Genomic DNA, 21,386 nt, shown 5'->3' with positions numbered 1-21,386 from the left:
TATAGGTGCATATGCACTGAAATGCCGGCACGCGGCCGATCCAGCCTCCCGCAATGCCGGTTCCTGCCATCGGAAATCCGCTCATGAAAAAGATGCACCTTCTGCTCTTCGTGGCTTTCCCGTTGCTGGCTGCAGGCGGGGTGAGCCTCCTCGTGGTCTCCGGAGCGGCCGAAGAGCGGAGGGCGCAGGACGATGGCGATCCGCGCAGCGCTCCGCCGATCATCGCGATCGCCGAAGCCAAGAGGGTCGGGCATGTTGAGCGCGCATTCACCGGCTCGATATCGGCGCGGGTGCAGAGCAATCTCGGCTTCCGCGTGCCCGGCAAGATCGTCGAACGCATGGTCGACATCGGCGAGCGGGTCGCCGCCGGCCAGCCGCTCATGCGCATCGACGAAAGCGACCTGCGCCTGGCCCTGACCGCCAGGCAGAACGCGGCCGCCGCCGCCCGCGCGGTCACCGTGCAGGCCCGCGCGGACGACAAGAGATACGCCGATCTCGTTGCCAAGGGATGGGCGACGAAGCAGCGCCACGAGCAGGCAAAGGCGGCGCTGGATTCCGCCGAGGCGCAGCTCGCCGCCGCCGAAGCCGAGGCCAGGGTCGCCGCGAACGAGGCCGGCTATTCCACCCTCGAGGCCGACGCGGACGGCGTCGTCGTGGAGACGCTCGGCGAGCCCGGCCAGGTCGTCTCGGCCGGACAGGTGGTGGTGAGGCTCGCCCATGCCGGGCCGCGCGAGGCCATCGTGGCACTTCCCGAGACGGTCAGGCCGATCCTGGGCTCGCAGGCCGAGGCGACCGTCTATGGCCTCGATAAGCGGCGCTGGCCCGCGCGCCTGCGGCAATTGTCGGATTCAGCCGACCCGCAGACCAGGACCTATGAGGCGCGCTACGTGTTGGATGGCGATGCGGCATCGGCACCGCTGGGTGCGACGGTGACGCTGTGGATCGCGGATGCCGATGCCGCCCAGGACGTCGAGGTCCCGATCGGCGCCATTCTGGACGACGGCGGCAAGACCGGCGTCTGGGTGATCGACCAGGACAAATCCACGGTTGGCTTCAGATCGGTGACGATACGCCGGCTGGGCGAGGAGACGGCGATCGTGTCGGGCGTCGAACCCGGCGAGCGGATCGCAGCGCTGGGCGCCCATCTTCTCCATGACGGCGAGACCGTCCGCATTGTGGTGGCAAAGGCGGAATCGCCATGAGCTTCAATCTTTCGGCGCTCGCCGTCCGCGAGCGCGCGGTGACGCTGTTCTTCATCATCGCGATCGCGATCGCGATCGCCGGCGCCTTCGCCTTCCTCGAGCTCGGCCGCGCCGAGGATCCCGCCTTCACCGTGAAGACGCTGACCGTTACCACCGCCTGGCCGGGCGCGACGGCGCAGGAGATGCAGGACCTCGTCGCGGAGCCGCTCGAGAAGCGACTCCAGGAGCTGGCCTGGTACGACCGGGTCGAGACCATGGTGCGGCCCGGGCTGGCCTTCATGACGCTCACCCTGAAGGACAGCACCCCGCCGGCCGAGGTGCAGGAGCAGTTCTACCAGGCCCGCAAGAAGCTGGGCGACGAGGCCCGGAACCTGCCCGCCGGGGCCATGGGCCCGTTCGTCAACGACGAATATTCGGATGTCAGCTTCGCGCTCTACGCGCTGAAGGCCAAGGGCATGCCGATGCGCGCGCTGGTCAGGCAGGGCGAAGCGATCCGCCAGCAGCTGCTCCAGGTGCCCGGGATCAAGAAGATCGACATTCTCGGCGAACGGCCGGAACGCATCTTTGTCGAGTTCTCCTATGCCAAGCTGGTCACGCTCGGCGTCTCGGCGCAGGACATCTTCGTCGCCCTGCAGCGGCAGAACGCGGTGACCCCGGCGGGCTCGATCGACACCGAGGGACCGCAGGTCTTCATCCGCCTCGACGGCGCCTACGACGACCTTCAGAAGATCGCCGACACGCCGATCGCCGCCGGCGGCCGCACGCTCAAGCTCTCCGACATCGCCGATGTCCGGCGCGGATACGAGGACCCGGCGACCTTCATCATCCGCCATCAGGGCGAGCCGGCGCTGATGCTGTCCGTGGTGATGCAGGGCGGCTGGAACGGCCTCGACCTCGGCCGCGCGCTGGAGGCGGAAACGGCGAAGGTTGCCGGCGCCCTGCCGCTCGGGCTCAGCCTGACCAAGGTGACCGACCAGGCCGTGAACATCACGGAGTCGGTCGACGAGTTCATGCTGAAGTTCTTCATGGCGCTCGGGGTCGTGCTGCTGGTCAGCCTGCTCAGCCTCGGCTGGCGGGTCGGCATCGTCGTCGCGGCCGCGGTTCCCCTCACCCTCGCGGTCGTCTTCCTGGTCATGCTGGAGACCGGCCGCTTCTTCGACCGCATCACGCTCGGCGCCCTGATCCTCGCGCTCGGGCTGCTGGTCGACGATGCCATCATCGCCATCGAGGTGATGGTGGTGAAGATGGAGGAAGGCATGGACCGGATCGCGGCCGCGGCCTATGCCTGGAGCCATACGGCGGCGCCGATGCTGTCGGGCACGCTGGTGACGGTGGTCGGGCTGATGCCGGTCGGCTTCGCGCGCTCCACCGCCGGCGAATATGCCGGCAACATCTTCTGGATCGTGGGCTTCGCCCTGATCGCCTCCTGGGTCGTGGCGGTCGCCGTCACGCCCTATCTCGGCGTGAAGCTGCTGCCCGAGATCAAGCCGGTCGAAGGCGGGCACCACGCCATCTACGACACGCCGAACTACCGGCGCCTGCGCCGGGTCATCGCCTTCGCCGTGCGCCACAAATTCCTGACCTGCGGCGCGGTGGCGATTGTCTTCATGCTCTCCGTCATCGGCATGGGCGCGGTGAAGCAGCAATTCTTCCCGACCTCCGATCGTCCCGAGGTCCTGGTCGAGGTGCGCATGCCGGAAGGCACGAGCATCGAGGCGACGGAGCGGACGGTGGAGACGGTCGAGCGCTGGCTGGCGGACCAGCCGGAGGCGCAGATCGTCACCAGCTATGTCGGCCAGGGCGCGCCGCGCTTCTTCCTGGCCATGTCCCCGGAACTGCCCGACCCTGCCTTCGCCAAGATCGTCATCCTGACGCCGGACGCGGAGGCCCGCGAGGCCCTGAAGCACCGGCTGCGCATGGCCGTGGCCGAAGGGCTGGCGCCCGAGGCCTATCTGCGCATCACCCAGCTGGTGTTCGGCCCCTACACGCCGTTCCCGGTCGAGTTCCGGATCATGGGGCCGGATGCCGGCGAGCTGCGCCGGATCTCCGAGCAGGCCCTTGCCATCATGCGGGGCGTGCCCGACGTGCAGCAGGCCAATCGCGACTGGGGCAACCGCGTGCCGACCCTGCGCTATGTCCTCGACCAGGACCGGCTGCGCCTGATCGGCCTGTCGCCGGCGGAGGCGGCGCAGCAGCTGCAGTTCCTGCTCACCGGCGTCACCGTCACCCAGGTCCGCGAGAATATCCGCACCGTCGACGTGGTGGCCCGCAGCGCCGGTGGAGAGCGGCTCGACCCCGCCCGCCTCACCGACTTTTCGCTCACCAGCCGCGACGGGCGGCTGATCCCGCTCGACCAGATCGGCCATGCCGAGGTGCGCATGGAAGACCCGATCATGAAGCGGCGCGACCGGATCCCGACGATCGCCGTCCGCTCCGACATCGGCGAGGCCACCCAGCCGCCCGAAGTCTCGAAGCATGTCATGCAGGCCCTGCAGCCGCTGATCGCCTCGCTGCCCGCGGGCTACCGCATCGAGATGGGCGGCTCGATCGAGGAGGCGGGCAAGGCGAATGCCGCGCTCGCCGCCGTGTTCCCGATCATGGTCGCCCTGATGCTGGTCTTCATCATGCTGCAGGTCCGCTCCTTCTCGGCGACCGCCATGGTGATGCTGACCGCCCCGCTCGGCCTCGTCGGCGCCGTGCCGATCCTGCTCGCCTTCAACCAGCCCTTCGGCTTCAACGCCATTCTGGGGCTGATCGGGCTCGCCGGCATCCTGATGCGCAACACCCTGATCCTGATCGGGCAGATCAAGGAGAACAAGGATGCCGGGCTCGACGATTACCACGCCGTGGTCGAGGCGACCGTGCAGCGCGCCCGTCCCGTGATCCTGACGGCGCTCGCCGCCGTGCTGGCCTTCGTCCCGCTCACCCATTCGGTGTTCTGGGGGTCCATGGCCTACACGCTGATCGGCGGGACGGCCATCGGCACCGTGCTCATCCTGCTTTTCCTGCCGGCGCTCTACGCCGCCTGGTTCCGCGTGAAGCCGGCGGATGCCGTCTCGCCTGAAGCCAGGACCGGCTTGGGTCACGGACACCGTGAGGCAATCCCCGCGCCGGCCGGCGCCGAGTGACAGACGCACCGACAGGATCAGGACGGCACGCCGGCCTGCCGGCGAGCTGCGACTGCGACGACGCCCATCGGAATGGATGCCACCGGTTTCGACGCGGCGGCCTCAGGCAGAAGCCGAGCGATGTTCTTCGCGGGCGGCCTGCCACACCTCGCGGGCTGCATCTGCGTTCATCGCGGCGATACCAAGCCCGACGATGAGATCAGGCCAGGCGGTCGACCAGAGATAGGCGGTGACGACTCCGGCGAGAATGATTGCGATGTTGGCCAGGACGTCATTGCGTGCGGACAGGAAGGCGGCCCGGGTCAGGCTGCCGCCATGTTCGCGAAAACGTGCCAGCATCAGGGCGCAGGTGAAGTTGACGATCATGGCACCCGTCCCGGTAAGGGTCAGTGCCGCTGGCGCGGGCGGCACGGGTACCATGAACTTCTCCCAAGCCGCCCAAAGCGTGGCGATTCCCGGAATCAGCAGGATCAGGGCGAGCGCCATGCCGAGTTTGGCCCGCTGTCTCATGCTCCAACCCAGCCCCAGCATGATGAGCAGGTTGACCGATGCGTCTTCGAGGAAGTCGATGCTGTCGGCGAAGAGCGAGACCGAGCCGATGGCCACAGCGACGGCAAACTCGATGCCGAAATAGCCGAGGTTGAACGCCGCGACCCGGCGCACGACCCGACGCAAGCCAATTTCGGTGGCCACAGCATCCATTCTGCCGCTTCCCATCTGCAAGGCCGCCCGCCGCTTCGCTACCCCGCAGCGATGCCGAAACTTCTTCACCCCGGCCCGAAGATGATCCCAGCTAAATTCATCCTGCTCCAGCCCTGATCGACAGAGGGCTCAAGACGGTCGCCGCCCGACGCGGCGAACGTCCATCAGTCCGACCGCGGCCCCGACCGCCGGATCGTCAGGGCAGGAACGACGCGTCCTCCCGCAGCTCGATCACCGTCGGCCCTTCGGCCGCGAAGGCCTCGGCCAGGCTGTGTTCGAATGCGGCCAGCCCGTCGGGTCGCGCGGTGCGGCAGCCGAAAGCCTCGGCCAGCTTGAGGTAGTCGGGGTTGCGCTGGTTGACGCCGATCGTCGGGATGCCGCGGGCCGTCATGCCGTCCCGGATCTGGGCCAGGCTGTCGTTGTTCCACAGCACGATCGCGAGCGGCAGCTTCAGTTCGACCGCGGTGCCGAGCTCCTGCAGCGTGAACAGGAAGCCGCCATCCCCGACCAGGGCCACTGTCGGCCGCTCCGGCGCCGCGAGCTGGCCGCCGATCGCGGCCGGCAGGGCGAAGCCGAGCGTGCCGTAGCCGGCCGGGAAGATCCACCGCTTGGGGGCCGGGCAGGGGTAGTAGCAGTACCCGGTGTACGTGATCTGGGTCATGTCGGCAAAGACCACGCCTTCGGGCGGCAAGGCCCGGCGCAGCGCGTCCAGCACCGCAAGGTGCTTGCGCTCCAGCGGCGTCAGGGTCGCTCGTTCGCGCGCCCGCTGGGCGGCGATCTCGGCGGTGCCGTGGAAGCCGTGCCCGGCCCCCGTCGGCCCCAGGGCGGCGCGGATCATCGCAACCGCCGACTGGGCATTGCCGAGGATCGGCACGTCCACATCGTAGTCGCGGGTCAGCGCGGCCGGGTCGAGGTCGATCCGGATCAGCCGGCCGCCGAGGGCGAGTGGCCCGTCGCGCCACAGATCCGGCTCGGCCAGCTCGGTGCCGATGGCCAGGACGACATCGGCGGCCTCGACGAAGGCCTGGGTCAGGGGCCGCTCCAGCGTCGCCTCGAGGGCCAGAGGATGCGCGTCGGGAATGACGCCCTTGGCGGCGATGGTCGGGATGACGGCGGCGCCGATGGCCTCGGCCAGGGCGACGATCTCCGCCGCCGCGCCGATGCTGCCGCCGCCGGCGATGATCAGGGGCCGCCGGGCATCGCGCAGAAGCCCGGCCGCCGCTTCGACCGCCGCCGGATCGGGCCGCGCCGCGGCCGGGACCTGCCGGCGGCGGGGAGCGGCCGGATCGGGCATCTTCAGGACGTCGAGCGGGATCGAGATGTGGACCGGGCGGGGGCGCTGCGAGGCGAAGACGGCGAAGGCGCGGGCCACCAGCTCGCGCAGCTGCGCCGGGCTGTGGGCGACGGCGGAGAAGGCGGTCAGCGGCTCGGTCACCCGAGCCTGGTCGGTGATCTCGTGCAGCCGGCCGCGCCCCATCCCCAGGTCTTCGGTCGCGGCGACGCTCGACAGCACCAGCATCGGCTGGGAATCGGAATAGGCCTGGCCGATCGGCGTCGCGGCATTGGTCACGCCAGGGCCGGAGATCAGCAGGCACACGCCGGGCTTGCCGGAGATGCGGGCATAGCCATCGGCCATGAAGCCGGCGCCCTGCTCGTGCCGGACGCCGACGTGGCGGATGCCCGCCGCCTCGATGCCGCGATAGGCCTCGAGCGTGTGCACCCCCGGCATGCCGAAAACGGTGTCGACCCCATAGGCGCGCAGCAGGTGCATCAGCTGGGTGCCGCAGGACGGAACAATGGTCATGGCGGTGCCTCGGGTCAGACGGGTTTGGCGGCTTCGGTCAGCGCCCATCTGAGGGCGCCGAATTCGTCGATCACGACCATGAAATCGACGCCCAGCTGTTCGGACAGCCGGCGCTCCGCATCGCTCCAGGCCGGCATGATCCACGGCTTGCCCGCGCGGGTCGCGGCGGCCGCGACGCGGCGCAGGTCGGCCTGGTCCTCCGGGCCATTGCGGTAGGCGCCGCGGCCGCGGCTGAGCGAGAGGTCGCTCGGTCCCATGAACACGCCGTCGACCGTCGGCAGGGCCAGGATCGCCTCGACATCGGCGAGCGCCGCGGCGGATTCGATCATCGGAAAGCAGCGGGTGCGGCGGTTCTCGCCATCGTAGTAGCTCTGCGGTGCCCCGCCATAACGCGCCGGGCGGGTGCCGCTGAAGCTGCGGCCGCCCAGCGGCGGGTACTTCGCCGCCGCGGTCACCCGCGCGGCCTGCGCCACATCCTCGATATGCGGGATGATCACGCCGTCGCAGCCCATGTCGAGCGCCTGCTGGATCGGGATCGTCTCGGGGCCCAGCACCTTGACGAAGATGGCCATACCCAGGGCCCGGGCGAGGGCCACGAGCTTGTCGGTGGCGTCGAGATCGAACAGCCCGTGCTCGACATCCAGCACCACGCGGCGATAGCCGACGTCATGCGCGATCTCCAGCATCGCCTGGTGCGGCGTCGACAGCCACACGGCCAGCCGGCTGAAATCCAGCTCAGCCATGGACGCCTCCGTCCTTGCGGTCGCGCTCGGCCAGCATCGCGGCGACGTCGACCATGTCCTGCAGCGCCATCCCGCCGCGGAGCTTGGCCAGCCATTCCCCTTCCTCGGCCTGGTCGGCGAGGGCGGTGTCGCTGACCCCTTCGACCTGGTCGCGCGGCAGCACCAGGATGCCGCAATCATCGGCCAGCACGGCATCGCCCGGCGCGACCGCGATGCCGCCGCAGGCGATCGGGATGTTGAAGCCGCCGCCGAGATTGAGCAGCTTGGTCGTGATCGGCGAGATGCTGCGGGCCCAGGTCGGGACGCCAGCCTCGCGGATCGCGGCCGGGTCGGTCACGGCGCCGTCGACGATCACGCCGGCGACGCCGCGCAGTTTGGCCACCGCGGCCATGAAGCCGCCCCAGCAGGCATGCTGCCGGTCGCCGGCCCGGTCGATCACCACGACGTCGCCCGGCCGCACGCGGTCCATCGCATGGTACAGCAGAGTCGAATCCGGCCCGGGGATCGACACGGTCACGGCGGTGCCGGCGATGCGCGGCCCGTCGATCAGCGGGCGCAGCGCCGGGGCGACGAAACGGTCATGGAGATAGTGCCCGACGGTCGCGGTCTCCACGCCGCGGAAGCGATCCAGGATCGGCGCCGGGATCTGCGGCGGCATCGCCTCGAGGCGATACGAGCGGACGGCCATTCAAAGGCTCCTGCGTTGAAAAGTCGGCACCGGCGCGGTCAATCCAGAAGGACCCGGACCGCGCCGGCGCAGGTGAAGAGGGTGGCCGCATCGCCGACGACCGGCGCCCTCCGGTGGCGGGCGGCCGAGTTCTGCTGGCGCACATGCATGGTTTCGCCGGAGGCGAGGTCGACGGCGTAGCGGCGGTCGGTACCGATATAGATCGCGTCGCGGACCCGGCCCTCGATCCGGACCCGCTCTTCCGCCGGGCCGTCCTCCGTGGCGTCGGCGAAGGCCAGGGCTTCGGGCCGGATCGCCAGGGTCACCGCCTGGCCGGGGGCGAGGGCATGGTCGCCCCGCGGCAGCCGGATGGTCGTGTGTGCCGCCTTCAGCGCCACCCCGTCCGGTCCGGCCTCGGCCACGGTGGCGGCGAGGAAGTTCATCTCGCCGATGAAGCCGGCGCTGAAGCGGCTGGTCGGGCGCTCGTAGATCCCGACGGGACCGTCGACCTGCAGCACGCGGCCGTCATGCATCACCGCGATTCGGTCGGACATGGTCAGGGCCTCCTCCTGATCATGGGTGACGAAGACGAAGGTGATGCCGAGGCGCCGCTGCATCTGCTTCAGCTCGATCTGCATCTCGCGGCGCAGCTTGAGGTCGAGCGCACCGAACGGCTCGTCGAGCAGCAGGACGGCGGGCCGATTGACCAGGGCCCGGGCCAGGGCCACGCGCTGCTGCTGCCCGCCGGACAGCTCCGACGGCTTGCGCCCGGCCCGGCCGTCCATCCGCACCAGCGCCAGCGCCTCGCGCACCCGCTCGGCCCGTTCGCGTCGCGGCACGCGCTTGACCGCGAGGCCGAAGCCGACATTGTCCTCGACGGTCAGATGGGGGAACAGGGCGTAGCTCTGGAACACGGTGTTGACCGGGCGCAGATGGGCCGGCACCGCGACCATCGACCGGCCCTGGATCCGCAGTTCGCCCGCGGTCGGCTGCTCGAACCCGGCGACCAGGCGCAGCGTCGTGGTCTTACCGCAGCCCGACGGGCCGAGCAGGGTGAAGAACTCGCCGCACCCGATCGACAGGTCGATGTCGCGCACCGCGTTGATCTCGACCGTGCCGACCTTGGCGAAGCGCTTGGCGATGCCGCGCAGCTCGACCGCGAACTCCATGGTCACTGCGCCGCCTTCACCTGGGTCCAGCCATCCTGGTAGAACTTCATCGCCTCGCCGTGGTCGAGGATGAATTCGGCCTTCTTCAGCCGCTCCTCCGGCGGATAGATCGCCGGGTTGCCGGTGATGTCAGGCGGCAGCAGCGCCTTGGCCTTCGCGTTGGTGTTGGCCACCTTGACCAGCCGCGTGACCTTGGCCGCGACCTCGGGCTGCAGCAGATAGTCCAGGAACTTGTAGGCGGCGTCGCGGTTCGGCGCGTTCCTGGCCACGGAGTAACCGTCGATCCACATCGTCCCGCCTTCGTCCGGCAGCACGTAGTGCACCTTCGGATTGTCGGCCATCGCCTGGATCACGTTGCCGCTCCAGGCCTCGACCAGGCAGGCCTCGCCGGAGGAGACGAGGTCGGCGAAATTGGTGCTGTTGTAGCCGCCCAGGATCGGCTTCTGCTCGATCAGGGACCTGGTCGCCTTGGCGATCTCGTCGGGGTTGGCCGACGTCGCGCTGTAGCCGTTGATCTGCAGCGCGGCGATGTAGGCCGCGAGCATGTTGTCCAGCATGTAGATCCGGTCCTTGTATTTCGGATCCCACAGCGCCTTCCAGCTGGTGACCGGCTCGGTCACGCAGTCGCTGTTGTAGGCGAAGCCGGTGGTGCCCCAGATGTAGGGCAGGCTGTACTGGTTGCCGCTGTCGTAGGAGAGGGTGCGGAACACCTCCGACAGGTTGGCGAGGCCGGGCAGCCGGGTGTGGTCGAGCGGCTCGACCAGCCCCTTCTTGACCAGGATCTGCACCGCATATTGCGACGGGTTGATGATGTCGTAGCCCGACGCGCCGGCCTCCAGCTTGGCGATCAGGGATTCGTTGCTGTCGAAGGTGTCGACCGTCGCGTCGATCCCGGTCGCCTTGGCGAAGTCCTGCACCACCTCGTCCGGCAGCTCGGACGACCAGGCGTAGATGTGCAGCTCCTCCGCCATGGCGGGGGCGGCCAGGGAGAGGGACAGGGCGACCGCCGACAATCCGGCGAGGGCGCAGCGGCGAAGATCCTGTTGCATGAAGCCTCCTGAATGCTTGGGTTGATTGGATCGGACACGCCTTGGACGGCGCTTATCTCTTGAGCAGCAGCTTCAGATGCCGGCCGGCCACCGCGACGACGACGAGGATGTTGGCGGCGACGAGCAGCGTCCCGAGCGCGTTGATCTCGGGCGTGATGCCCGTCTTCAGCATCGAATAGATCCGCAAGGGGAGCGTCGTGGTGCCGACGCCCGAGGTGAAGGTCGACATCACGAAATTGTCGAAGGACAGGGTCGCCGCTAGAAGGAAGGCGGTGACGATGGCGGGCAGCAGGAGCGGCAGCGTGACCCGGAAGAAGGTCTGGCGGCCGTCGGCGCCGAGATCGGCCGCCGCCTCCTCCAGCCTGCGGTCGAGGGCGGCGGCGGCGGCGCGGACGATCAGGGTGGTGAAGGGCACCGCGATCAGCGTGTGCCCGGCGATCAGCGTGAAGTAGCCGAGCGGGATGCCGGCCGCCGCCATCAGCACCAGGAAGCCGACCGCCAGCACGATCTCCGGCAGCACCAGCGGCGCCAGCACCAGGGTCGAGAAGCCGTCCCGGCCCCGGAAGGTCCGGCGGGCGAGGACGAGGGCGGTGAGTGTGCCGATGACGGTGCTGAGCAGGGCCGAGGCCCCGGCCACCACCGCGCTGACCCACAGCGCGCGCTGCAGCGACCGGTCGGCCAGCACCTCGCGGTACCAGTCGAGGGTGAAGCCGGTCCAGACAACGGTCGAGCGCGAGGCGTTGAAGGAATAGACGATCAGCACCGCGATCGGCACGAACAGGAAGAGGTAGGCGGCGATCGTGACCGTCGGCGTGAAGCGGGACAGGGCGGCGTCGGCGGCGCGGCGGACCGGGCCGGCGGACCGGGCCGCTGGGAAGGGCAGGGCATCGGTCATGCCCGCTGCGCCTCGACCCGGCGCAGCAAGCGCATGTAGAGCAGGATCGCGATCGAGGAGAAGACCAGCAGCACCACCGCGACCGCCGAGCCCAGTGGCACGTTCCGGAAGTCGAGGAACAGCTGGACGATCAGATTGCCGATGATGATGCTCTTGCCGCCGCCGAGCAGCACCGGGATAGCGAAGACGCCCATCGACGGGACGAAGACGAACAGCACCGCCGCCATCACGCCCGGCAGCGACAGCGGGAAGGTGATGCGCCAGAAGCTCTCGGTCGGGCTGGCGCCGAGATCGCGTGCCGCCTCGAGCCAGGTCCGGTCGATCGGGTTGAGCGCGGCATAGATCGGGAACACGGCCGCGGGCAGGAAGGCGTAGAGCATGCCGACCAGGACGGCGCCGTAGCTGCCGAGCATGCGCAGCGGTTCGTCGATGATCCCGAGCCAGGACAGCCCGGCATTGATCAGCCCGTTGCGGCCGAGCAGCACCACCCAGGCCGAGATCCGGATCAGGAAGTCGATCCAGAACGGCACCAGCATCAGCACCAGCAGGATCGGCGCCCACCGGCCGGCGCGGAAGCTGATGAAACAGGCGACCGGATAGGCGATGGCGAGACAGAGGAGCGTGTTGACCGCGGCGAGCTGCAGCGAGTTCCAGAAGATCGGGATGTAGATCGGCTGCAGCAGCTCGGCATAGCTGGCCAGGCTGAAGCCGGGCACGATGCCGCCATAGGCGTCGCGGCCGGACAGGCTGTCGGCGATCACGATCAGCATCGGCGCGATCAGGAAGGCGACCATCAGGACCGTCGCCGGCGACAGCAGCAGCAACGTGACCAGGAACGGCCGGCGCCGGATCGCGTCCATCAGCGTCCCGGCCCCTGGCCGTCGCCGGGCACCGCCGCCGGGACCGGATGCGGCGCCGGGCGGGTGCCCGAGGCCACGAGATTGACGACGTTGAAGTCGAGATGCCTGCGCATCGCCGCCTCGGCGCCGTCCGCGTCGCGCGACGCCAGCGCGTCGTGCAGCGCCTGCATCGTCTCCAGCTCGTCCCGGATCAGGGTGATCGGCACATGCGACAGGTAGAGGCTGCGGACCGAGAGCGCATAGAGGCGATTGAGCGCCTGGGCGAGGTAGCCGTTGCCGCTGGCCTTGGCGACCAGCCGGTGCATCCGCTCGTCGATCTCGATGTTCCAGGCGAGGTCCTGGTTGCCGGCGGCGGCGCCAGCCCGCGCCTCGGCCAGGATCAGGCCGAAATCCGTGAGATGGCCGGCACTGGCCCGCGCCGCCGCCAGCCGGGCCGCCAGCACCTCGGCGTGCTGGCGGAACTCGATCAGTTGGAACAGGTCGGTGGCCGAGGTGGTGGAGACGAAATAGCCGCGCTGCGGCACATTCTTGACCAGATCCTCCTGCGACAGGCGCTGCAGCGCCTCGCGCAAGGGGGTGCGGCCGACCTCCAGCCGCTCCATCACCCTCTTCTCCTCGATCGGCACACCCGGCTCGAATTCGGCACGGATGATCGCCTGGCGCAGCTTCTCATAGGCCACATCGCTCATCCGTCGGGCCGGCGGCAGGGTCATCGCATCCTCATAGGATCTTACAAATATATTTATAGGATTTTATAAACGCTACTTGGAGTCAAGGTCGATGGCATAGGCGAAATGCCCGGGAGGCTTGGAAGGTCTCCGCGCCCGGCCTCAGCCGCGTGCGGTCAGCCCAGCGAGCGTCCGCTTTCGAGATCGCGCTGATTTGTCCGGCCATTGACAGGCGGCGCGGAGAGGTTCAACTCTATCCACAATATGGAATAAATGTCTATAATGTGGACAAATGGAGAGGACGCCATGCCAGCCGATGCCGATACGTCCCGGATGCCCTACCAGTATCCGAACCCGCCCGAAGCGCTGGCGGACATCGTCGTGCCCGACGCCATCCCGGTGGATGAGCGGGTCTGGGTGCCGCAGGCCGAGAACGTCTGGTTCCGGCCACTTTGCCTCAACATCTCAAGTGGTTACTGGATGAACCTCCTGCGGGTTCGGAAGTCCGGCGTGCTCAGCCGCCACCGCCATCCCGGCCCGGTCCACGGCTTCGTGCTGAAGGGGCGTTGGCGCTATCTCGAGCATGACTGGGTCGCCACCGAAGGCAGCTACGTGTTCGAGCCGCCGGGCGAGACCCACACCCTGGTGGTCGACGAGGATGTCCAGGAGATGATCACCTATTTCCAGGTCAACGGCGTCATGTACTACGTCGACCCCTGGGGCAAGCACACCGGCTATGAGGACGTCTTCACCAAGCTCGACATGTGCCGCAAGCACTATGCCGCGGTCGGGCTGGGCGAGGATTACGTCAAGCAGTTCATCCGCTGACGTCTTCGCAGAAAAGATAGCAAATACAGCGTTCTGAGGAAGATTTCTCATGTCATCCGGCAAGCCGCCGCGGATCCGCTGGATCCAGTGGACCGCCGTCGCCTTCCTGACCACGGCCGGCATCGTCAACTACCTCGACCGCAGCACCCTCTCGATCGCCAATCACGACATCGCCGGCGAGCTCGGCCTGTCGGGCCTGCAGATGGGGCTGCTGCTCTCCGCCTTCTCCTGGACCTATGCCTTCTCGCAGCTGCCGGTCGGGGCGCTGCTGGACCGCTTCGGCGCCCGGGTCATGCTCGGCGCCGGCATGTTCTTCTGGTCGCTGGCCCAGTTCGCCGGCGGCCTGGCCCAGTCCCTGACCCAGCTCGTCACCACCCGGGCGGTGCTCGGCGTCGGCGAGGCGCCGCAGTTCCCGGCCGGCGCCAAGGTGATCAGCGAATGGTTCACCCCGCGGGAACGCGGTCTGCCGACCGGCATCTTCGTCGCCTCCTCCTGCATCGGGCCGGCGATCGCGCCGCCGATCCTGACCGTGGTCATGCTGGCCTTCGGCTGGCGGCCGATGTTCCTGATCATGGGCGCGCTGGGCATCATCGTCGCCATCGGCTGGTACCTGCTGTACCGCAACCGCAGCGAGGTGGCGCTGACCGAGCCCGAACGCTCCTATCTCGACGAAGGCCGCCCGGCCCAGACCGTGCCGCGGCAGAGCTTCGCCGACTGGATCGGCCTGTTCGGCAACCGCACCACCTGGGGCATGGTGCTGGGCTTCATGGGCGTGGTCTACATGGTCTGGCTGTATCTGACCTGGCTGCCCGGCTATCTCGAGCATGAGCGGCATCTCAGCATCGCCAAGACGGGCTGGGTCGTCATCATCCCCTACATCTTCGGCGCGCTGGGCATGCTGTGCTCCGGCCGGGTGGCGGATTTCCTGCTGGCCCACGGCGTCGGCGCCATCGCCAGCCGCAAATGGCCGATGGCCGCAGGCCTGGTGGGTGGCGCCATCTTCACCCTGCCGGCCGCCTACACCCCCGACCTGACCCTGGCGGTCACCTACATCTCGCTGGCGATGTTCTGCATCAACTACGCCAGCTCCACCGCCTGGATGCTGGTCAGCGTCGCGGCACCGTCGCGCCAGGTGGCATCGCTGGGCAGCATCCAGAATTTCGGCGGCTACTTCGCCGGATCCTTCGCCCCGATCATCACCGGCTTCGTGCTCGACCAGACCGGGTCCTTCGTCAACGCGCTGCTGATCAGCGCGGCGGTGGCCTGCGTCGGGGCGCTGGCCCTTGTCGTCCTGGTGCGCAAGCCGGTCGCGGACCGCGGCGCCACGGTCCGTGAAAGGCAGTACGCATGACCTTCCAGACCGATCTCTTCGCCGGCCGCACCGCGCTGGTCTCCGGCGGCACCCAGGGCATCGGCGCCGGGGTGGCGACCGAGCTGGCGCGGCTGGGCGCCACCGTGATCGCCGCCGGGCTGGCCCCGGCCGCGGGGGCCGAGGCGCCGCAGGGCGCCCACGTCGCCGAACTCGACGTCACCGACCAGGCCTCGGTCGACCGGCTGGTGGGCGGCCTCGGCCGGCTCGACATCCTGGTCAACTGCGCCGGGGTGATCCGGCGGGTCGAGGAGCATGACCCGGCGGTGTTCGCGCAGGTGCTGGCGGTCAACCTCACCGGCACCATGCGGCTGTGCAGCGCGGCGCGGCCGCTGCTGCGCCAGACCGCCGGCTGCATCGTCAACACCGCCTCGATGCTCAGCTTCTTCGGCGGCGGGCTGGTGCCGGGCTACAGCGCCAGCAAGGGCGGCGTGGTGCAACTGACCAAGTCGCTGGCGATCGCCTATGCCGAGGACGGCATCCGCGTCAACGCGGTGGCCCCGGGCTGGATCGCCACGCCGCTGACCCAGGCGCTGCAGGACGACCCGGCGCGCTCCGGCGCCATTCTCGGCCGCACCCCGCTGGGCCGCTGGGGCCAGCCGGAGGATGTGGCCCGGGCGGTCGCCTTCCTGTGCAGCCCGGCCGCCGGCTTCATCACCGGCGTGGCGCTGCCGGTCGACGGCGGCTATCTCACGGTCTGAACGGGCAGGGCAGGCAAGGCGCGATGGGGCAGGGCGATTCGACATCGGTGCAGGGCGCGGCCGCCTTCGGCAAGGCAATGGCGGTGCTGCAGGCGGTGGCCGATGCGCCCGACCCGGTCTCGGTCGCGGAGATCGCCCGCGCCACCGGCCTGCCGCGCCCGACCGCGCACCGCATCGTCGCCGCGCTGGCGGCCGAGGGCATGGTGTTCGAGACCCCGCGCGGCGGCGCCTTCGGCCTCGGCCCGCGGCTGATGGCGCTGGCCGGCCGCGCCTGGGACCGGTTCGAGCTGCGCCACTTGGCGGCGGCCGAACTGGCAGGGCTGCGCGACGCCACCGGCGAGACCGTGCATCTCGCCGTCCGCAGCGGCGCCGAGATGATCGTCGTCGACAAGCTGGAAAGCCCGCAGGCGGTGCGCATGGCCTCGCGCATCGGCACCCGCATGCCGCTGCATTCCAGCTCGGTCGGCAAGGCCTGGATGGCCGCCCTGGCTCCCGCCGAGGCGGCGGCGCTGCTGCCGCGGCTCGACCTGGTGGCGATGACGCCGCACACCCTGACGACGCTGCCGGCGCTGCAGGCCGAGATCGACCGCATCCGGGCCCGCGGCTACGCCACCGACGCCGAGGAGAACGAGACCGACATCTGGTGCTACGGCGCGGCGATCGCGGCGCCGGGGGGCGGGGCGATCGGCTGCGTCAGCGTCAGCATCCCGAAATACCGTGCCGCCACCGACGATCCCGACCGCTACACCGGGCCGCTGCTGGCCTGCTGCCGCCGCATCGCCGCCCTGGTGGCGGACGGGGTACGCTGAGGCGGATGCACGCGGCGTGTAAATCTGGTCTTGCCTCCTGCGCCCGGAACTCCGATATAGGGCGCGGGAGATCGGCGGTGGACGTGTCCCTCGCCAACCCGGTCAGATCCGGAAGGAAGCAGCCGTAACGAGTTTCGATGCGGGTCGCTTGCCGGTCTCCCACCTTCCCCGCGCTCCACGATCATTCATCGCCTCATGGCGATGCTTCGGCCTTTCGACCGCCGGCTCCATTCCCTATGATCGCGCGCCATGAGCGATGACGCAGCCCTGCCCCTGATCGACACGCCGCAGCCGGCCAAGCCGGCGGCCTATCGCGTGCTCGCCCGCAAGTACCGCCCGACCACCTTCGCCGACATGATCGGCCAGGACGCGCTGGTGCGCACCCTGACCAACGCCATCGCTTCGGGACGGCTGGCCCATGCCTTCGTGCTGACCGGGGTGCGCGGGGTGGGCAAGACCACCACGGCGCGGATCCTGGCGCGGGCGCTGAACTGCGTCGGGCCGGACGGCAAGGGCGGGCCGACCGCGGATCCCTGCGGCGTGTGCGAGCCGTGCCGCACCATCCTGGCCGACCGCAATGTCGATGTGATGGAGATGGACGCCGCCAGCCGCACCGGCGTCGACGACATCCGTGAAATCATCGACGGCGTGCGCTACGGCCCGGTGTCGTCGCGGTACAAGGTGTACATCATCGACGAAGTGCACATGCTCTCCAAGAACGCCTTCAACGCGCTGTTGAAGACGCTGGAAGAGCCGCCGCCGCATGTGAAGTTCGTGTTCGCCACCACCGAGATCCGCAAGGTGCCGGTGACGGTGCTGTCGCGCTGCCAGCGCTTCGACCTGCGCCGCATCGGCGCCGACCAGCTGCAGGCCTATTTCGGCGAGATCCTGGACAAGGAAGGCGTGGCGGCGGAGCCGGAGGCGGTGGGCATGATCGCGCGGGCCGCCGACGGGTCGGCGCGCGACGGGCTGTCGCTGCTGGACCAGGCCATCGCCCAGGGCACTCCGGTCGGCGACAAGCCGTTCATCGCCGCGGCGCGGGTGCGCGAGATGCTGGGCCTGGCCGACCGCTCCAGCGTGGTCGACATCCTGGATGCCGCCTTCGCCGGCGACGGCCCGCGCATGCTCGACGGGCTGGAGGCGGCGCGCCGGGCCGGGGCCGACCCCCAGGCGGTGCTGGGCGACCTGCTCGACTTCGTCCATTTCGTCACCCGGGCCCGGATGGTGCCGGCGGTGCTGGAGGATCCGGCGGTGCCGGAGGTCGAGCGCCTGCGCGGCGGCGCCCTGGCCGAGAAGCTGTCGCTGCCGGCCCTGACCCGGGCCTGGCAGACCCTGCTGAAGGGGGCGGGGGAGGTGCAGGCCGCGCCGAATGCGCAGGCGGCGCTGGAGATGGTTCTGATCCGCCTGCTCTATATGAGCGACCTGCCCAGCCCAAGCGAGCTGATCCGCAGGTTCGGCGATCTGCAGGCCCAAGGCGCCGTGACGCCGGCGCCGGCGCCCGGTCCCGGCGGCGGGGCGCGGATGGCGGCGGGGGGCGGACTGACCCTGGTGGCGAGCGAGCCGGCCCCGGTGGTCATGGCGGCGTCGAATCCGGTGCCGGTCCAGGCCCCCGCCCTGGTCGTGGTTCCGGCCGCGCCCAAGCCGGTGCTGCGCGCGGCGCCGAAGAGCTTCGACGAGCTGGTGCAGATCGCCGCCGCCCGCGACGTGGTGCTGCACGGCCAGCTGATGAGCGCGGTGCATCTGGTGCATTTCGAGCCGGGACGGCTGGAGTTCCGGCCGCATGAATCGGCGCCGCCCGATCTCGCCAGCCGGCTCGGCACCGCGCTGCGCGACTGGACCGGCGAGCGCTGGGTGGTCGACATCTCGGGCTCCGACGGCGCGCCGACCATGACCCAGCAGGCGCGCACCGATCGCGAGAACGCCCTGGCCCAGGCGGCCGAGCACCCGATGGTCAAGGCGGTGCTGTCGGCCTTCCCCGGCGCCGTGATCCGCGACCTGCGCAACCCGCTGGAACAGGATGACGGGACGATCCCGGGGTCCGAACCGATTTCCGCCCCCGATGAAGAGGAGCCGCGAGAGGCATGAAGAATCTCGGACAGATGATGAAGCAGGCGCAGGAAATGCAGGCCAAGATGGCCGAGATGCAGGGGCGCCTGGGCGAGATCGAGGTCCCGGGCCAGGCCGGCGCCGGGATGATTTCGGTGGTGCTGAACGGCAAGGGCGAGCTGCGCTCGCTCAAGATCGATCCCGCGCTGGTCGACCCGGCCGAGGTCGAGGTGCTGGAGGATCTGATCGTCGCCGCCTTCAGCGACGCCAAGGGCAAGGTCGAGGCCGCGGTGCAGGAAGAGACCTCGAAGCTGATGGGCGGCCTGAAGCTGCCGCCGGGGATGAAGCTGCCGTTCTGAGCGGTTCCGCCCGCTTTTCCTTTCCGTCATGCCACGGCTTGACCGTGGCATCCAGGGGCGGCCGGAGCAGCTCTTGGTGGCCCCTGGATTGCCCGGTCAAGCCGGGCAATGACAGTTTGAGAAGACACTCCAAGCTCTGATGCCCCTTCGCCTCGCCTATATGGGCACGCCGGATTTCGCGGTGCCCGCGCTGCTCGCCCTGATCGATGCCGGGCATGAGATCGCGGCCGTCTACAGCCAGCCGCCGCGCCCCGCCGGCCGTGGCCACAAGCTGCAGCCCTCGCCGGTGCAGCGCGCGGCGGAGGAGCGGGGCCTGCCGGTCCGCCATCCCGTCACCCTGCGCACGCCGGAGACCCAGGCGGAGTTCGCGGCGCTGGGCCTCGACGCCGCGGTGGTCGCCGCCTACGGGCTGATCCTGCCCCGCCCGGTGCTGGACGCGCCGCGGCTCGGCTGCTTCAACATCCACGCCTCGCTGCTGCCGCGCTGGCGCGGCGCCGCGCCGATCCACCGCGCCATCCTGGAGGGCGATGCCGAGACCGGCGTCACCATCATGCGGATGGAGGCCGGGCTGGACACCGGCCCGATGCTGCTGGCCGAGCGCGTGGCGATCGGGCCGCAGACCGCGACGCCGGAGCTGCACGACGCGCTCGCCGCCCTCGGGGCCCGGCTGATCGTGCCGGCGATCGCCGATGTGGCCGGGGGCCGGGCGGTCGAGACGCCGCAGCCGGAGCAGGGCGTCACCTACGCCGCCAAGATCGGGCCGGAGGATGGCCGCATCGCCTGGGCCGACGCGGCCGTGGTCGACCGCCAGGTGCGGGCGCTGACGCCGAAGCCGGGCGCCTGGTTCGAGCATGCGGGCGAGCGCATCAAGGTGCTGGCGGCGGCGCCGGTGGCGGGCCGGGGAGAGCCCGGCACGGTGCTGGACGACCAGCTTACCGTCGCCTGCGGCCAGGGCGCCATCCGCCTGGTCCGGCTGCAGCGCCCGGGCAAGGCGCCGGTCGCGGCGCGCGACCTGCTGAACGGCTTCCCGATCCCGCCGGGCACCCGGTTCGGGATGGTCTGAGGCGGCGCATGGCGCGGTTCAAGCTCACCATCGAATATGACGGGCGCCCCTTCGTCGGCTGGCAGCGCCAAGCCAACGGCCTGTCGGTGCAGCAGGCGCTGGAGGAGGCGATCTTCAAGTTCTGCGGCGAGGATGTCCGCACCACCGCTGCCGGCCGCACCGATGCCGGGGTGCATGCGGCGGGGCAGGTGGCGCATGTCGACATCGCCAGGCCGACCCTGCCCGACACAGTGCGCGACGCGGTCAACCAGCACCTCAAGCCGCTGCCGATCGCGATCCTGGAGGCGGAGCTGGTCGACGACGGCTTCAACGCCCGGATGTCGGCGGTGCAGCGCGCCTATCGCTACCGCATCGTCAACCGCCGCGCGCCCCTGGCGCTGGAGGCCGGGCGGGCCTGGCAGGTGATGCGGCCGCTCGACGCCGCGGCGATGCACGCGGCGGCGCAGCACCTGGTCGGGCACCACGACTTCACCAGCTTCCGCGCCGCCGAATGCCAGGCCAAATCGCCGGTGAAGACGATCGACCGGCTGGACGTGATCCGCCGCGGCGACGCGGTCGAGATCGAGGCCGAGGCGCGGTCCTTCCTGCATCACCAGATCCGCAACATCGCCGGCACGCTGAAGCTGGTGGGCGAGGGCAAGCGCCCGCCCGGCTGGGTGGCCGAGGCGCTGGCCGCGCGCGACCGCGCCGCCGCCGGCCCCACCGCGCCGCCCGACGGGCTGTGCTTCCTGTGGGTGCGCTACATCGCGGCCTGAGCGATCACGTCGACCCAGGTGCCCAGCAGGTAGGACAGCACCGCGTCGAACACCACCAGTCCCGCGGCGATCGGGACATCGACCTCGACCGCGGTGCGCAGCACGAAGCCCTCGTAGAGATAGCAGGCGACCGCCACTGCGACGCTGGCGATGAGGCCGAGCACGCTGGGGAACAGGCCTGCGACGGTGAGCAGCGTCAGCAAGAGCTGGACCAGGGTGATCAGCAGCAGCGCCCAGTTGTAGGCCACGATCGCCTGGGACAGGCGTGGGCCCCGGTTGAGCTGCGGCAGGATCCAGGTCATGGCGGCCGGCATCAGCGCCCAGCCGGCGATGAAGCCCAGGGTTTCGATCAGCAGCGGGCCGGGCTGCAGCAGCAGCGGCCATTTCTCGCTCAGCAGGAAGGCCTGGATGACCATGTAAGGCGGGAAGGCCAGCACCGCGGCGACGAAGCTCTTCGCCGCGCCGTCCGGCGAGACGTCGAACATCGCCATGCCGCTGGTGTCGCGCCGGGCCAGGCGCCAGGCGCCCCAGACGCCGCGGATGATGTCGCCGGAAGAGACGGCCATGGC

At 69.9% G+C, this 21,386-nt stretch carries 20 protein-coding genes and 1 other RNA gene; 11 read left to right on the top strand and 10 right to left on the bottom strand.

The annotated features are described in order from the left end of the window. The first annotated feature begins 83 nt into the window (after window positions 1-83). Both E9232_RS05775 and E9232_RS05770 read left to right on the top strand, forming a co-directional pair. Window positions 84-1,202, top strand: a complete 1,119-nt coding sequence (locus E9232_RS05775; protein ID WP_309792661.1) for an efflux RND transporter periplasmic adaptor subunit — start codon at window positions 84-86, stop codon at window positions 1,200-1,202. Then, entirely contained in the window at window positions 1,199-4,330 is a 3,132-nt protein-coding gene (locus tag E9232_RS05770; protein WP_309792660.1) for an efflux RND transporter permease subunit, read from the top strand. Before E9232_RS05775 ends, E9232_RS05770 begins: the two co-directional genes overlap by 4 nt. A 102-nt stretch (window positions 4,331-4,432) precedes the next feature. Here the strand turns inward: E9232_RS05770 and E9232_RS05765 are convergent, their stop codons facing one another. From E9232_RS05765 to E9232_RS05725, 9 genes are all read right to left on the bottom strand, one after another. Then, complete coding sequence (locus E9232_RS05765) at window positions 4,433-5,032, bottom strand: cation efflux transmembrane domain-containing protein (RefSeq protein WP_309792659.1); 600 nt, start codon at window positions 5,030-5,032, stop codon at window positions 4,433-4,435. Window positions 5,033-5,228: 196 nt separating this feature from the next. Then, window positions 5,229-6,836 carry a 5-guanidino-2-oxopentanoate decarboxylase gene (locus tag E9232_RS05760; RefSeq protein WP_309792658.1) on the bottom strand — a complete coding sequence of 536 codons (1,608 nt, stop codon included), beginning with the start codon at window positions 6,834-6,836 and terminating at the stop codon, window positions 5,229-5,231. A gap of 14 nt (window positions 6,837-6,850) precedes the next feature. Beyond that, the gene (locus E9232_RS05755) at window positions 6,851-7,579 is read right to left on the bottom strand and encodes an HpcH/HpaI aldolase family protein (protein WP_309792657.1); all 729 of its coding nucleotides are present in this window, start codon (window positions 7,577-7,579) and stop codon (window positions 6,851-6,853) included. Continuing rightward, window positions 7,572-8,267 (bottom strand): RraA family protein, encoded by a 696-nt coding sequence (locus tag E9232_RS05750; protein WP_309792656.1) that lies wholly within the window; start codon window positions 8,265-8,267, stop codon window positions 7,572-7,574. Before E9232_RS05750 ends, E9232_RS05755 begins: the two co-directional genes overlap by 8 nt. A 38-nt stretch (window positions 8,268-8,305) precedes the next feature. Further along, on the bottom strand, window positions 8,306-9,415 hold the full coding sequence (locus tag E9232_RS05745; RefSeq protein WP_309793153.1) for an ABC transporter ATP-binding protein: 1,110 nt from the start codon (window positions 9,413-9,415) through the stop codon (window positions 8,306-8,308). 2 nt (window positions 9,416-9,417) lie between these two features. Beyond that, window positions 9,418-10,464 (bottom strand): ABC transporter substrate-binding protein, encoded by a 1,047-nt coding sequence (locus E9232_RS05740; protein ID WP_309792655.1) that lies wholly within the window; start codon window positions 10,462-10,464, stop codon window positions 9,418-9,420. 52 nt (window positions 10,465-10,516) lie between these two features. Beyond that, complete coding sequence (locus tag E9232_RS05735; RefSeq protein ID WP_309792654.1) at window positions 10,517-11,359, bottom strand: ABC transporter permease; 843 nt, start codon at window positions 11,357-11,359, stop codon at window positions 10,517-10,519. Then, window positions 11,356-12,219 (bottom strand): ABC transporter permease, encoded by an 864-nt coding sequence (locus tag E9232_RS05730; RefSeq protein ID WP_309792653.1) that lies wholly within the window; start codon window positions 12,217-12,219, stop codon window positions 11,356-11,358. The genes E9232_RS05735 and E9232_RS05730 overlap by 4 nt, the downstream gene beginning before the upstream one ends. Then, window positions 12,219-12,932, bottom strand: coding sequence for a GntR family transcriptional regulator (locus E9232_RS05725; protein WP_309792652.1), 714 nt, complete (start codon window positions 12,930-12,932; stop codon window positions 12,219-12,221). Before E9232_RS05725 ends, E9232_RS05730 begins: the two co-directional genes overlap by 1 nt. A gap of 261 nt (window positions 12,933-13,193) precedes the next feature. Here E9232_RS05725 and E9232_RS05720 point away from each other — a divergent pair, with 261 nt between their 5' ends. The 9 genes from E9232_RS05720 (at window position 13,194) to truA (ending at window position 20,817) form a co-directional block, all read left to right on the top strand. Then, on the top strand, window positions 13,194-13,715 hold the full coding sequence (locus E9232_RS05720; RefSeq protein ID WP_309792651.1) for a 2,4'-dihydroxyacetophenone dioxygenase family protein: 522 nt from the start codon (window positions 13,194-13,196) through the stop codon (window positions 13,713-13,715). Window positions 13,716-13,764: 49 nt separating this feature from the next. Then, entirely contained in the window at window positions 13,765-15,066 is a 1,302-nt protein-coding gene (locus tag E9232_RS05715) for an MFS transporter (RefSeq protein WP_309792650.1), read from the top strand. Further along, complete coding sequence (locus tag E9232_RS05710) at window positions 15,063-15,785, top strand: SDR family NAD(P)-dependent oxidoreductase (protein ID WP_309792649.1); 723 nt, start codon at window positions 15,063-15,065, stop codon at window positions 15,783-15,785. The genes E9232_RS05715 and E9232_RS05710 overlap by 4 nt, the downstream gene beginning before the upstream one ends. A 23-nt stretch (window positions 15,786-15,808) precedes the next feature. Beyond that, a complete protein-coding gene (locus E9232_RS05705) occupies window positions 15,809-16,594 on the top strand; it encodes an IclR family transcriptional regulator (protein WP_309792647.1) in 786 nt (261 codons plus the stop codon). Between the two features lie 68 nt (window positions 16,595-16,662). Then, window positions 16,663-16,755, top strand: an RNA gene (gene ffs, locus E9232_RS05700) — signal recognition particle sRNA small type. Window positions 16,756-16,843: 88 nt separating this feature from the next. Beyond that, window positions 16,844-18,679: a DNA polymerase III subunit gamma/tau gene (locus tag E9232_RS05695; RefSeq protein ID WP_309792646.1), complete on the top strand. Its 1,836-nt coding sequence runs from the start codon at window positions 16,844-16,846 to the stop codon at window positions 18,677-18,679. Further along, window positions 18,676-18,999 carry a YbaB/EbfC family nucleoid-associated protein gene (locus E9232_RS05690; protein WP_309792645.1) on the top strand — a complete coding sequence of 108 codons (324 nt, stop codon included), beginning with the start codon at window positions 18,676-18,678 and terminating at the stop codon, window positions 18,997-18,999. Before E9232_RS05695 ends, E9232_RS05690 begins: the two co-directional genes overlap by 4 nt. Before the next feature lie 139 nt (window positions 19,000-19,138). After that, window positions 19,139-20,062 carry a methionyl-tRNA formyltransferase gene (gene fmt / locus E9232_RS05685; protein ID WP_374710596.1) on the top strand — a complete coding sequence of 308 codons (924 nt, stop codon included), beginning with the start codon at window positions 19,139-19,141 and terminating at the stop codon, window positions 20,060-20,062. An 8-nt stretch (window positions 20,063-20,070) separates the two neighbouring features. Next, window positions 20,071-20,817, top strand: coding sequence for a tRNA pseudouridine(38-40) synthase TruA (gene truA / locus E9232_RS05680; protein ID WP_309792644.1), 747 nt, complete (start codon window positions 20,071-20,073; stop codon window positions 20,815-20,817). Here the strand turns inward: truA and E9232_RS05675 are convergent. Continuing rightward, window positions 20,802-21,383, bottom strand: coding sequence for a hypothetical protein (locus E9232_RS05675; protein WP_309792643.1), 582 nt, complete (start codon window positions 21,381-21,383; stop codon window positions 20,802-20,804). The genes truA and E9232_RS05675 overlap by 16 nt on opposite strands. Window positions 21,384-21,386: the final 3 nt, after the last annotated feature.

Source organism: Inquilinus ginsengisoli, from assembly GCF_031453975.1.
Lineage (GTDB): Bacteria > Pseudomonadota > Alphaproteobacteria > DSM-16000 > Inquilinaceae > Inquilinus > Inquilinus ginsengisoli_A.
Note: the sequence above shows the minus strand (reverse complement) of the source record. Positions and strands in the feature narration are given on the sequence as shown.